The 12010-nt window shown below is 56.7% G+C and carries 13 protein-coding genes; 5 read left to right on the top strand and 8 right to left on the bottom strand.

Going from position 1 to position 12010, the window contains the following annotated elements; all coding sequences use genetic code 11:
• The first annotated feature begins 67 nt into the window (after nucleotides 1–67).
• The 5 genes from dusA (at nucleotide 68) to ACTRWH_RS06170 (ending at nucleotide 4634) form a co-directional block, all read left to right on the top strand.
• Nucleotides 68–1126, top strand: a complete 1059-nt coding sequence (gene dusA / locus ACTRWH_RS06190) for a tRNA dihydrouridine(20/20a) synthase DusA (protein ID WP_462826086.1) — start codon at nucleotides 68–70, stop codon at nucleotides 1124–1126.
• Nucleotides 1127–1246: 120 nt separating this feature from the next.
• On the top strand, nucleotides 1247–2212 hold the full coding sequence (gene tal, locus ACTRWH_RS06185; protein ID WP_126812216.1) for a transaldolase: 966 nt from the start codon (nucleotides 1247–1249) through the stop codon (nucleotides 2210–2212).
• Nucleotides 2213–2246: 34 nt separating this feature from the next.
• A complete protein-coding gene (locus ACTRWH_RS06180; RefSeq protein ID WP_041333737.1) occupies nucleotides 2247–2693 on the top strand; it encodes a tellurite resistance TerB family protein in 447 nt (148 codons plus the stop codon).
• A gap of 16 nt (nucleotides 2694–2709) precedes the next feature.
• Nucleotides 2710–3837, top strand: a complete 1128-nt coding sequence (locus tag ACTRWH_RS06175; RefSeq protein ID WP_007153903.1) for a 3-deoxy-7-phosphoheptulonate synthase — start codon at nucleotides 2710–2712, stop codon at nucleotides 3835–3837.
• Complete coding sequence (locus ACTRWH_RS06170; protein WP_075194764.1) at nucleotides 3834–4634, top strand: glycerophosphodiester phosphodiesterase; 801 nt, start codon at nucleotides 3834–3836, stop codon at nucleotides 4632–4634. The genes ACTRWH_RS06175 and ACTRWH_RS06170 overlap by 4 nt, the downstream gene beginning before the upstream one ends.
• Here the strand turns inward: ACTRWH_RS06170 and sthA are convergent.
• The 8 genes from sthA to ACTRWH_RS06130 all read right to left on the bottom strand — a co-directional run bounded on the left by sthA (nucleotide 4631) and on the right by ACTRWH_RS06130 (nucleotide 12007).
• The gene (gene sthA / locus ACTRWH_RS06165) at nucleotides 4631–6022 is read right to left on the bottom strand and encodes a Si-specific NAD(P)(+) transhydrogenase (protein WP_036204970.1); all 1392 of its coding nucleotides are present in this window, start codon (nucleotides 6020–6022) and stop codon (nucleotides 4631–4633) included. The genes ACTRWH_RS06170 and sthA overlap by 4 nt on opposite strands.
• Before the next feature lie 123 nt (nucleotides 6023–6145).
• Nucleotides 6146–6394 carry a (Na+)-NQR maturation NqrM gene (gene nqrM / locus ACTRWH_RS06160; protein ID WP_085680060.1) on the bottom strand — a complete coding sequence of 83 codons (249 nt, stop codon included), beginning with the start codon at nucleotides 6392–6394 and terminating at the stop codon, nucleotides 6146–6148.
• 12 nt (nucleotides 6395–6406) lie between these two features.
• Nucleotides 6407–7456 carry an FAD:protein FMN transferase gene (locus ACTRWH_RS06155; RefSeq protein ID WP_036204966.1) on the bottom strand — a complete coding sequence of 350 codons (1050 nt, stop codon included), beginning with the start codon at nucleotides 7454–7456 and terminating at the stop codon, nucleotides 6407–6409.
• A gap of 9 nt (nucleotides 7457–7465) precedes the next feature.
• Nucleotides 7466–8692: an NADH:ubiquinone reductase (Na(+)-transporting) subunit F gene (gene nqrF / locus ACTRWH_RS06150; RefSeq protein ID WP_036204964.1), complete on the bottom strand. Its 1227-nt coding sequence runs from the start codon at nucleotides 8690–8692 to the stop codon at nucleotides 7466–7468.
• Between the two features lie 37 nt (nucleotides 8693–8729).
• A complete protein-coding gene (gene nqrE / locus ACTRWH_RS06145) occupies nucleotides 8730–9338 on the bottom strand; it encodes an NADH:ubiquinone reductase (Na(+)-transporting) subunit E (RefSeq protein WP_007153909.1) in 609 nt (202 codons plus the stop codon).
• Entirely contained in the window at nucleotides 9338–10003 is a 666-nt protein-coding gene (locus ACTRWH_RS06140; protein ID WP_007153910.1) for an NADH:ubiquinone reductase (Na(+)-transporting) subunit D, read from the bottom strand. The genes nqrE and ACTRWH_RS06140 overlap by 1 nt, the downstream gene beginning before the upstream one ends.
• Before the next feature lie 2 nt (nucleotides 10004–10005).
• Entirely contained in the window at nucleotides 10006–10809 is an 804-nt protein-coding gene (locus ACTRWH_RS06135) for a Na(+)-translocating NADH-quinone reductase subunit C (protein WP_036204962.1), read from the bottom strand.
• A complete protein-coding gene (locus ACTRWH_RS06130; protein ID WP_350034546.1) occupies nucleotides 10802–12007 on the bottom strand; it encodes an NADH:ubiquinone reductase (Na(+)-transporting) subunit B in 1206 nt (401 codons plus the stop codon). Before ACTRWH_RS06130 ends, ACTRWH_RS06135 begins: the two co-directional genes overlap by 8 nt.
• Nucleotides 12008–12010: the final 3 nt, after the last annotated feature.

The raw sequence follows: 12010 nt of genomic DNA, 5'->3' as shown, positions 1-12010 counted from the left end.
TCCAAACCAATTTTTGGAGCACTTTTGGAGCACCAATACTACGAAAAAGGTGAAAAACAGGCAATTAATGGCTATTATTAGTGACGTAAAAAGCAGTGTTAATTCAGCGGGAATCGGCGGGAATGCTGGCAGGGAGCCTTCTAGAAGGTTCTGTATCGCGCCAATGATGGACTGGACCACCAGCCACTATCGCTATCTGGCGCGCCAACTCAGCCGGCACACCCTGCTCTACACCGAAATGGTCACGACCGGCGCACTGATCCACGGTGATACCGCTCGATTTCTGCGGCACGACCCGACGGAATACCCGCTGGCGCTGCAACTGGGTGGCAGCAATCCGCAGGAACTGGCCCATTGCGCCAAACTGGCTGAACAGTACGGGTTTGATGAAGTAAACCTGAACGTGGGCTGCCCCAGCGACCGGGTACAGAACAACATGATCGGTGCCTGCCTGATGGCACACCCCGATAAAGTGGCTGAGGGCGTGCAGGCAATGATCGCCGCCACCAGCCTGCCGGTAACCGTCAAACACCGTATCGGGATTGATGGCCGTGAATCCTGGGATGACCTTTGTGAGTTTATCGAGAAGGTATCCCAGGCCGGTTGTCGTACCTTTATCGTGCATGCCCGGATTGCCGTTCTCGAAGGTCTAAGCCCAAAAGAGAACCGGGACATACCCCCGCTGAAATACGACTGGGTCTATCGCCTTAAAGCCCGCTACCCGCATCTTGAGATCATCATTAACGGTGGTATCAAGACCTTTGCCGAATGCCGGGAGCACCTCGAACACACCGACGGCGTCATGCTGGGGCGCGAGGCCTACCATAACCCCTGGCTGCTGGCTGGCGTGGATACCGAGTTTTTCGGGCAGCCCATGCCGATTTCTTCACGGCACGAAGCATTACGAGCTGTATTACCATTCATTCAGAGTGAACTGGACCGTGGCGTTTACCTCAGTCACATCTCTCGTCACCTGATGGGCCTATTCCACGGGCAGCCCGGGGGTCGCCAGTTCCGGCGCTACATCAGTGAGAACGCCCACAAGCCCGGGTCCGGCATTGAAGTCATCGAACGGGCCATGGCGAAAGTTCCCGAGCCTGCCGAGGCCACGGTAGTGCCAGCCTGAGCACCTTGTTACCTTAATACTGCCTTGTTCCTGTCAGAGCGGCCCGTTATTGTAGGCGTATGACCCAAAGCGCCCGCCAAACGGGCGATCAATAACAAATCGATCAGGATGACAGGACGAATGACCAGCAAGCTCGAACAACTGAAAGCCATGACCACGGTGGTTGCAGACACCGGGGACCTGGAGGCCATTGCCCAGTGGAAGCCGGAAGACGCCACCACCAATCCGTCGCTTCTTCTCAAGGCCGCGGCATCCGAGGCCTACCGCCCGATGCTGGACGAAGCCGTGGCAGCCGCCCGCAAACACGGCGGTTCCGATGCGGAGCAGCTGACCTACGCGACTGACATGCTGGCCGTACTCGCAGGCAAGCAGATTCTCGGGCGCATACCTGGCGTGGTTTCAACCGAAGTGGATGCCCGGTTGTCCTTCGATACCGATGCCACCCTCACCCGCGCACGTCGCCTGGTCGAGCTGTATGACCACCTCGGCATGGATACCAGCCGGGTGCTGATCAAGATTGCGTCCACCTGGGAAGGCATTCGCGCCGCTGAACAGCTGGAGAAAGAGGGTATACACTGCAACCTCACCCTGCTGTTCTCTTATATCCAGGCCGCTGCCTGCGCCGATGCCGGCGCCTTCCTGATCTCGCCGTTCGTGGGCCGTATCCTGGACTGGCATCTGGCTGCCACGGGGCGTGATGCCTTCCCGGCGGCAGAAGACCCCGGGGTCCAGTCGGTAACCCGCATCTACAACTACTACAAGGCCAATGGCTACAAGACGGTGGTGATGGGGGCCAGTTTCCGCAACACCGGCGAAATCGAAATGCTGGCTGGTTGTGACCGCCTGACCATCAGTCCGGCCCTGCTTCAGGAGCTGGAGAACGACTCCGGCGCGCTGACACGCCAGTTGTCCGCAGAGGGCGCAAAGAGCTCAGACAGGCCAGGCGACATTGATGAGCGCCTGTTCCGCTGGGAGTCCAATGAAGATGCCATGGCCACGGAAAAACTGGCCGATGGCATACGTCGTTTTACCAACGACCAGATAGAGCTTGAAAACCGCGTCCGCCGGCTGTCCCAGGCCGCCTGACGCCAGCCACCACCGGGAGGAGATTCCTGACACCATGATTGAGCGCCTGAAAAGCCTGTTTGGCTCGCCCGAAGATGAACCGACACAACCTGACAGCCACCAGCTTGCGGTGGCCGCCACGGCGCTGATGGTGCAGCTGTCCAGGGTCGACAACGATCAGGATGACGAAGAACTGAAGACGATTGTCAACTTTGCGGTTGAAGCGCACCAGGTCACCCGTGACGAAGCCGAAGAGATCCTTCAGGATGCGCTCAACCAGGCAGACGACGCCACTTCCCTTTATGAGTTTACCGGCCTTATCAACGAGCAGTTGAGTCAGGAAGAAAAACAGGCACTTCTTGAAAGCATCTGGCGGGTTGCATTTGCTGACGGCCGAATTGACAAGTACGAGGAACACCTTATTCGCCGCATGTCGGATCTGCTGCATCTTAACCACAGGGAGTTCATGCAGGCCCGCCATCGCGCTGAAGGCGCTGACTGAACCTCAAGGAGCAAGTATGTTAGCCATTCTCCACCCGGATACCGCGCTGGACAGTGAAGCCTATCGCCAAACCATGCACTTTCTGGAGAACCTGCCAGGGGTATCGGTCAGGGTGCATGAAGTCCAGGGTGCCAAGCAACGCCTGACAGAGGTGTACCTGTTGGGCGACACCAAATCCCTGGACAAGGACGAGATCGAGGCCCTGCCTGCCGTGGAGCGCGCGATACGCATCTCCGACGACTACCGGATTCTGGGGCGGCACAAGGACGACAAGCGCCAGAGTGGCTTTACCTATAACGGCGTGACCTTCGACCAGTCCAACCTGAACATTTTCGCCGGCCTGTGCGCCGTCGACGTGCCAGAGCACGTGGAGCAGATGATGCAGGCCCTTGAGGACAATGGCCAGGTTTGCACCCGCATGGGCGCCTACAAGCCCCGGACCAACCCGTATTCCTTTCAGGGCCACGGCAAGGGTTGCCTGCCCTGGGTGTTTGAGAAAGCCGGCAAACATGGCATCAAGGTGATTGCCATGGAGATCACCCACGAGAGCCACATTGAAGAGATCGACCATTGCCTGGAGCAACTGGGGCGCCCTACCGGTGTCATGCTGCAGGTAGGCACGCGCAACACGCAAAACTTTGAGTTGCTCAAAGCCATTGGCCGCCAGAGCACTTACCCGGTGCTGCTTAAACGCGGCTTCGGCATCACCCTGAATGAATCTCTGAACGCGGCCGAATACCTGGCCAGCGAAGGCAACGCCAATGTGATTTTCTGCCTGCGTGGTATGAAGACCGAGGCTGGGCAACCCCACCGCAACATGGTGGACTTCGCCCATGTCCCGGCGGTAAAGCGCCTTACCCGCATGCCGGTATGCGTTGATCCATCCCACTCAGTCGGCAGCCGCGAACGCGCACCCGACGGCGTCCTGGATGTCATGCACGCAACCGCACAGGGCGTGATAGCGGGCGCCAACATGGTACTGGTGGACTTCCACCCGAAGCCGGAGAAAGCCTTGGTGGATGGCCCTCAGGCCCTGCTGATGCGGGAACTACCGGCGTATCTGGAAGACATTCAGCTGTGCCACGACACCTGGAAGCAACGCCAGCAAATCTATAACCGTCTGAAGGAATCTTCTCCAGAATGATCGTGTATGGACACAGGGGCGCTAAGGGGGAAGCCCCCGAAAATACCCTGGCCGGTTTTACCCACGCCTACCGCCACGGGGTTCGGCACTTTGAGCTTGACCTGGTTCTATCAAAAGATGGTATGCCAATGGTCATTCACGACCTGACCGTTGATCGCACAACCGGACAGGAAGGCAACGTTGCCAACTACACGGCATCCGAACTGGCAGACATGGACGCCCGGCGCAACACCACAGCCTGGCCGCGGAAAGCAGGCATTCCCACTCTGGAGGCGTTGCTCAACGAATTCCCGGATTTCGAGCACCTGCAACTGGAGGTAAAGAAAGACAACCGTCACCGACTGAATATTCTGTGCAATCGCCTGACAGAAATCATTCAACGTCGCGATCTTTACAAGCGGGTGGTCATTACCTCCTCCGACAGCTGGTTCCTGCAGGAAGCCCGCCGCCGGGACCGCAAGGTGCGGATCGGACTCGTAACGGACCGGAAGTTTCCGAGACCGGTCAATACCGCAGCCCGTTTGCACTGCGATTTTCTCTGTATCGGCTGGCGTATCTGCACCAGCGCCATCGTTGACGATGCCCACAGGCGCGGCATGCACGTATCCACCTGGACGGTAAACCGCATTCACGACATGGTTCAGCTTGAAGCCAAGGGCGTCGATAGCATCATCACCGACTATCCGACAAGCACGCGGATGTTCTTCGACAACCGCGCGAAAGCAGCTCTCCACCTTCCAACGCCCCAAGAGAGCGCGGAAAGCACGGACAGCACTCGGCCCGCAATCAGCAGCTAGAAAATCCGATTGAGACCGTTGAGCGCCGCTACCCGATAAGCCTCAGCCATGGTCGGGTAGTTAAAGGTCGTATTGATGAAATAGTTCAGGGAGTTGGCCTCGCCTTCCTGATTCATGATGGCCTGGCCGATGTGAACGATTTCTGCGGCCTGGTCGCCAAAACAGTGAATCCCCAGCAGTTGACGGGATTCGCGGTGAAACAGGATCTTGAGCATGCCCACCGGGTCCCCGGTGATCTGGGCCCGCGCCAGGTCCTTGAAGAACGCCTGCCCCACTTCGTAGGGAACCTTGGCTTCGGTTAGTTCCCGCTCGGTTTTACCCACCGAGCTGATCTCCGGCAGGGTATAGATACCCGTCGGCACATCCGATACCAGCCGGAAATAGTCGTCCTTCACGATGTCGGAGGATGCAGAGCGCCCCTGATCGTAGGCGGCGCTGGCGAGGCTTGGCCAGCCAATCACATCACCGGCCGCGTAGACATTCTCCACTTCAGTCCGATAATGGTCGTCAACCGCCAACTGTCCACGGCCGTTGGGCGTCAGACCGATGTTGTCCAGGCCCAGCTTTTCGGTGTTGCCGCTACGGCCATTGCACCAGAGAAACGCATCCGCACGGATTTTCTTGCCGGACTTCAGCGACAGCACGACCCCGTGATCATCACCATCGACCGATTCATACTCCTCGTTGTGTCGAACCAGCACACCGTTATTGCGCAGGTGATAACTCAGAGCATCCGAAATCTCATCGTCCAGGAACGTGAGCAAGCGGCTTCCCGGGTTGATCAGGTCCACCTTCACACCCAGGCCGGCGAAAATCGAGGCGTATTCCGAACCAATGACGCCCGCTCCATAAATAATCAGCGTGCGGGGCGTGTGGGACAGATTCAGAATGGTATCTGAGTTGTAGATGCGATGGTGACGGAAGTCTACATCCGGCGGAAGGTACGGACGAGAGCCCGTTGCAATAATCGCCTGCTTGAAATGCAGGACTTCATGGGATTTATTACCCCGTATCTCGAGCCGGTTGCTATCGATAAAACTGGCACGGCCGTTAATCAGATCCACGCGGTTCCGTGCATAGAACTGGGTTCTCAACTTGACCTGCTTGCCGATCACCTTCTGTGCGTTCTGCAAAACACGGGGAAAAGAAAACCAGCGTGGCTCGCCGATATCACGGAACATCTGGTTGGTATTAAAGGTGATGATCTGCTTGACCGAGTGACGCAACGCTTTGGAAGGAATAGTGCCCCAGTGGGTGCAGTTACCGCCAACCGTGGGTTTATCTTCGATGATTGCGACACGCTTGCCGTGTTTCGTCGCATTCATCGCTGCACCTTCTCCCGAAGGGCCTGCGCCGATAACGACGACGTCGTAATGATGTTCTGCCATTCTGCAGTGACTCCTTATCTACGTCGTGAGGGAGCCTCTGAAAAGACCCTGCAGGCACGCACTGGCAGGGCGCAGGCGCTTTTCAGAAGCTCCCGGAATTTTTATAGGTTGGTGGACGCCGGATCAGCGGTCGTCTGAGCGGGAGGCGTCATACGTCAGTGCCTCCGCGGACTTGCCGTCGTTGGCAAGGCGTTCGTTTTCGTCTTCACACTTCTGGGTGTTGCCGCCACAGATATCACAGGACTTGCTGATACCCATGGCACCAATGCCACCGCAAGTGCCACTGATCGGCTTGCGGCCGAAAATTACCCCGACGGACATCGCTGCAACCAGCAGCACGACAATCATCAGGACCAGCAGAAAAGTACCCATAAGGTCTCTCCGTCAATGTGTCAGGAACGAGGAAAACGCAGGCGTGTAATCCGTTTCAAACCCGTTGTCACCCCGCACAATAAAATACGCGGCTATGTTCTCACGCGTGGCAAGCGCCTTTGCCCGATCATGCCCCATCACATTAAAGGCCGTGGCGAGGGCATCTGCCGTCATGCAGTCATCCGAAATGACCGTTACCGATGCCAATGTATGGCTGATCGGTCGACCGTCTTTCGGGTCTATTGTATGCGAAAACCGGCGGCCATCCGATTCGTAGTAGTTACGATAGTCACCCGAGGTTGCCATTGCATGTCGGTCAAGGGCAACCACACGGTTGATTTCACGCATTTCCGACACCGGCTGCTCAATGGCCAGGCGCCATGCTTCACCATCCGGCTTATGCCCATGAGCCTGAACTTCGCCACCTATTTCGACAAGATACGCGGCGATACCTTCATCTTTCAGGTAACGGGCCACCGCGTCCACGCCGTAGCCCTTGGCAATGGCTGACAAATCGATGTATTGATTGGGACTCGCTCTCAGTGCCGGAGGATCCGCCTGAAGGTCCAGTTTACCGTAACCGGTGGCTGCCATCCTGGCCGCGAGCTCATCGTCGCTGGGGATCGTCTCCGGACGGGCATCCGGCCCAAAACCCCACAGATTGACCACCGGGCCAATGGTGACATCGAAAGCGCCACCGGTCAGTTCGGAAACCTGATCAGCTGTTGCAAGCACTTCGTAGAGCGGCGTTGAGATCTCCACCCACTCAGACTGATCGTCCAGACGGTTAAAGCGCGAAAGCTCGGAATCTTCACGCCATGTGGACATCGACGCGTCCACGCCTTCAAGAACCTTTTCAATGCCTTGCGCCAGATTCTCCAGCCGCTCCGGATTGTCCGTCAATACGACGTTGATATGATAACGCGTACCAAACACCGGCCCGGCGATTTCCCAGACTTTTTCCTCTTCCTCAAACGAACAACCCGCCAGCGCGGCCAGGGCCAGCACCAGTAAGGCGCCGGCCGCAACCACCCTGACGGGTCGGAACATGCTGAATGTCATGTGAGCTAATTAACCCCCGAAGTCATCCAGCATGATGTTTTCGTCCTCAACACCCAGATCCTTGAGCATCTTGATGCACGAGGCGTTCATGATTGGGGGCCCACACATATAGTACTCGCAGTCCTCCGGAGCCGGGTGCTCCTTCAGGTATTTTTCATAGAGCACGTTATGGATGAAGCCGGTCTCGCCTTCCCAGTTATCGGTTGGCTGCGGGTCTGATAGAGCCACATGCCACTCGAAGTTGTCGTTTTCTTCCGACAGCTGGTCGAAATCCTCGACGTAGAACATCTCCCGGACGCTTCGTGCGCCGTACCAGAAACTGATCTTACGCTTGGACTCCAAGCGCTTGAGCTGATCAAAGATATGGGACCGCATGGGCGCCATACCGGCACCGCCGCCGATGAACACCATTTCAGCTTCGGTCTTCTTGGCGAAGAACTCACCGAATGGCCCCATAACCGTCACCTTGTCACCGGCCTTCAGGTTGAAGACGTAGGATGACATGATGCCCGGCGGATGATCCGTGCCCGGAGGCGGCGTGGCAATACGGATGTTGAACTTGAGAACACCCTTCTCTTCCGGGTAGTTGGCCATGGAGTAGGCGCGAATGGTCTCCTCCTTGTTGATGGCCTTGTAACGCCAGATATCGTGCTTGTCCCAATCTTCATGGAACTCCTCCTCAATCTTGAAATCCTTGAACGGGATTTCGTAGGGGGGGCACTCAAGCTGCACGTAACCACCGGCACGGAAGTCGACTTCTTCACCTTCGGGAAGCTTCAGTACCAGTTCCTTGATGAACGTGGCCACGTTATGGTTGGAGATAACCTCACATTCCCACTTCTTGACGCCAAAGAACTCCTCTGGCACTTCCACTTTCATGTCCTGCTTCACCGGAACCTGACAGGACAGGCGCCAGCCTTCCTTTTCCTCGCGATTGGTGAAGTGGGTCTTTTCGGTGGGCAACATGGCACCGCCACCCTCCAGGACCTTGCACTTACACTGGGCGCAAGTACCGCCGCCGCCACAGGCGGAGGACAGGAAGATGCCACTTCCGGCCAGGGTTCCGAGCAACTTGCCGCCGGCTTCCGTTGTCAGCGTATGCTCTGGGTCGTCGTTGACTTCAATGGTCACATCACCGGTGCTTACGAGTCTGGACCGTGCCGCGAGAATGACCGCGACAAGGGCCAGCACGATAACGGTGAACATGACCACGCCGAGAATAATTTCTGTATTCATGGTCTCGCCTTTTCGTTAAACCGAATCACCGGGTTGATTACAGTGAAATACCTGAGAACGACATAAAACCGAGGGACATCAAACCAACCGTAATGAAGGTGATACCCAGGCCTCGTAGCCCTTCGGGAACATCGCTGTATTTGAGCTTTTCGCGGATACCGGCCAATGCGAGTATGGCCAACGCCCAGCCGACACCGGCACCAAATCCGTAAACCACGCTTTCACTGAAGGTGTAGTCCCGCTCGACCATGAACAGTGATGCACCCAGGATGGCGCAGTTCACGGTAATCAGCGGCAAAAACACCCCAAGAGCGGCATACAAAGCCGGCATATACTTGTCCAGAACCATCTCCATGATCTGGATAAGTGCCGCAATGACACCAATGTACGTAATAAGGCCCAAAAAGCTCAGGTCAACATTCGGTAGACCCGCCCAGTCCAACGCACCTTCCCTGAGGATAGTGTTGTAGAGCAGGTTGTTCACCGGCACCGTGATCGTCAGTACCACGACAACGGCAATACCGAGGCCAGCGGCCGCTTCAATCTTCTTGGAGATCGCCAGGAAGGTACACATCCCCAGGAAGAAGGCCAACGCCATGTTTTCAACAAAAATGGCCTTCAGGATCAGGCTGATATAATGCTCCATCAGAAGGCCTCCTTAACGGTGTGGCGGGACATTTTGAAGTCCGCTTCTTCTACCTGCTCAGGCTTCCAGGTACGCAGACCCCAGATCGCCAGGCCGATGATAAAGAACGCACTCGGCGGCAGCAGCAACAGACCGTTGGGAATGTACCAACCACCCTCGTTGACGACCGGCATCAGAGACACGCCGAACAGCGATCCCGCGCCCAGCAGCTCCCGGAAGAACGCCACGAAAATAAGCAGAACGGAATAGCCCATGCCGTTACCAACGCCATCCAGGAAGCTCAGCCAGGGGCCGTTCTTCATGGCGAAACCCTCAGCACGGCCCATGACGATACAGTTGGTGATGATCAAACCAACGAATACCGACAGCTGCTTACTGATTTCGTAGGCATACGCCTTGAGGACCTGATCAACAACGATAACCAGGGAGGCGATAATGGTCATTTGCACGATAATCCGGATACTACCGGGAATCTGCGTGCGAACCAGCGACACGGCCAGGTTAGAGAAGGCCGTTACCGCGATAACCGCCATGCACATAACCAGAGTTACGTTCATGCTGGTGGTCACCGCCAGTGCCGAGCAGATACCGAGAATCTGCAAGGCAATAGGGTTGTTACTGAATATCGGCTCGAAGAGAACCTGTTTGGCTGAAGCGTCTGCCATGATCAGACCTCCCCTTCACGAAGTTTTTTCAGGTACGGTGCGAAGCCCCGGTCACCCATCCAGTAGTTGACCAACTGCTCAACACCTCGGCTCGTCAGGGTCGCACCGGACAGGGCATCTACCTTGTGCTCCTTGTCGGATGCACCGGCGCCCACGCCACCCTTGACCAGGCGAATCTGCGGCTCTTCCAACTCATCGCCGTACACTTCCTTGCCGACCCATTGGCTTTTCCAGCGGGGGTTATCCACCTCGCCACCAAGCCCCGGAGTTTCAGCGTGGTCATAGAAGCCCAGGCCCTCAATGGTGTTGGCATCGCCCTCAAGCGATACGAACCCGTAAAGGGTGGACCACAGACCGTAGCCATGAATCGGAAGGACTACCCTGACCAGTTCACCGTTTTCACTCAGGGTGTAGATCTTGGCAACGTTCGGACGGCGCTTGATGCCGGCCTTGTCTTCCGATGCAGGAATATTGACCGACATGGACGGATCAGAAGCCGCCTTGTACATGTCGTACTTCATCGGCTCCTTCACACCAACGGCCCCGGGATCAACGTAATCACCGGATTCGAGGTCAACCAGTCTAACGTCGAAGCGAGAGAAGGTTTCCTCAATTTCTTCCGCCGTTGCGCCCTCTTTCAGCATTCCGGCCGCCGCCAGGATGTTGGAACGAATGTCCAGATTCTGGTTCTGGATCTGCGCCGGCCGAAGCATTACCGCCGCTGTCGACACCACGACAGAAAACGCAACGCTCAGCACCAGCGCAACCATCAGTGTTCTGGAGACAGTTTCTTTAGCTTTAGCCACGGGCAAGCCTCCGTTTGATGTTGGCCTGAACCACATAATGGTCCATCAGCGGTGCAAAGAGGTTGGCAAACAGGATTGCCAGCATGATGCCTTCCGGGAACGCCGGGTTAATGACGCGAATCAGTACGGTCATCACGCCAACCAGGATACCGAAGCACCAACGCCCCGTGTTGGTCATCGCCGCCGACACCGGGTCGGTCGCCATGAACATCATGCCGAAGGCAAAGCCGCCCATCACCAGATGCCAGTGTGCCGGCACGTCAAACATCGGATTGGTATCCGAGCCAATCACGTTCAGCAGCAGCGACATGGCAATCATGCCGATCAACACGCCCCCGACGATGCGATAGGACGCGATTTTCATACCCAGCAGGATAATGCCGCCGATCAACACGGCCAGCGTTGAGGTCTCACCCATAGAGCCCTGAATCGAACCCATAAAGGCTGACATCCAGCCAATCTGGGTTTCCAGTGCTTCCAGGCCACCGCTTGCAGCCCAGCTCAGCGCAGTCGCACCACTGAAACCGTCGACCGCCGTCCAAACCGTGTCACCGGAAATCTGGGCCGGATAGGCAAAATACAGGAACGCACGACCGGTGAGGGCCGGGTTCAGGAAGTTCTTACCGGTGCCGCCAAACACTTCCTTGCCAATGACCACACCGAAGGTGATACCAAGGGCAACCTGCCACAGCGGAATGGTCGGAGGGCAAATCAGTGCGAACAGCACGGAAGTCACAAAGAAGCCTTCGTTTACTTCGTGACGACGTACCGTGGCAAACAACACTTCCCAGAAGCCGCCCACCACGAAGGTGACGAAGTAAATGGGTACGAAGTACGCCATGCCGTAGACAAAGTTGTCCCAGATGCTGGCGGCGTTATTGCCGGCCAAGGCACTGATAAAGGCAGTACGCAGACCACCATCACCCATCAGCGCGTCTGGATTCTCAGCCAGGAAGCTGTTGGCCTGGAAGCCAATGTTCCACATACCGAAGAACATAGCGGGGAAGGTACACAGCCATACCGTAATCATGATGCGCTTAAGGTCGATACCATCACGCACATGAGAGGTTGTGGATGTCACGCTAGCCGGTGAATAGAAAATCGTATCCACCGCTTCGTAAAGCGCATACCAGCGCTCGTACTTGCCACCTTTTTCGAAATGATGCTCGATACCATCGAGAAACTGTCGGATTGCCATCGT

The sequence above is a fragment of the Marinobacter sp. G5_S1_61_S3 genome, assembly GCF_054968585.1.
Note: the sequence above shows the minus strand (reverse complement) of the source record. Positions and strands in the feature narration are given on the sequence as shown.

Coding starts and splice junctions, on each gene's coding strand:
- dusA (WP_462826086.1), top strand. CDS start 68: ATGGCTATTATTAGTGACGTAAAAAGCAGTGTTAATTCAGCGGGAATC.
- tal (WP_126812216.1), top strand. CDS start 1,247: ATGACCAGCAAGCTCGAACAACTGAAAGCCATGACCACGGTGGTTGCA.
- ACTRWH_RS06180 (WP_041333737.1), top strand. CDS start 2,247: ATGATTGAGCGCCTGAAAAGCCTGTTTGGCTCGCCCGAAGATGAACCG.
- ACTRWH_RS06175 (WP_007153903.1), top strand. CDS start 2,710: ATGTTAGCCATTCTCCACCCGGATACCGCGCTGGACAGTGAAGCCTAT.
- ACTRWH_RS06170 (WP_075194764.1), top strand. CDS start 3,834: ATGATCGTGTATGGACACAGGGGCGCTAAGGGGGAAGCCCCCGAAAAT.
- sthA (WP_036204970.1), bottom strand. CDS start 6,022: ATGGCAGAACATCATTACGACGTCGTCGTTATCGGCGCAGGCCCTTCG.
- nqrM (WP_085680060.1), bottom strand. CDS start 6,394: ATGGGTACTTTTCTGCTGGTCCTGATGATTGTCGTGCTGCTGGTTGCA.
- ACTRWH_RS06155 (WP_036204966.1), bottom strand. CDS start 7,456: ATGACATTCAGCATGTTCCGACCCGTCAGGGTGGTTGCGGCCGGCGCC.
- nqrF (WP_036204964.1), bottom strand. CDS start 8,692: ATGAATACAGAAATTATTCTCGGCGTGGTCATGTTCACCGTTATCGTG.
- nqrE (WP_007153909.1), bottom strand. CDS start 9,338: ATGGAGCATTATATCAGCCTGATCCTGAAGGCCATTTTTGTTGAAAAC.
- ACTRWH_RS06140 (WP_007153910.1), bottom strand. CDS start 10,003: ATGGCAGACGCTTCAGCCAAACAGGTTCTCTTCGAGCCGATATTCAGT.
- ACTRWH_RS06130 (WP_350034546.1), bottom strand. CDS start 12,007: ATGGCAATCCGACAGTTTCTCGATGGTATCGAGCATCATTTCGAAAAA.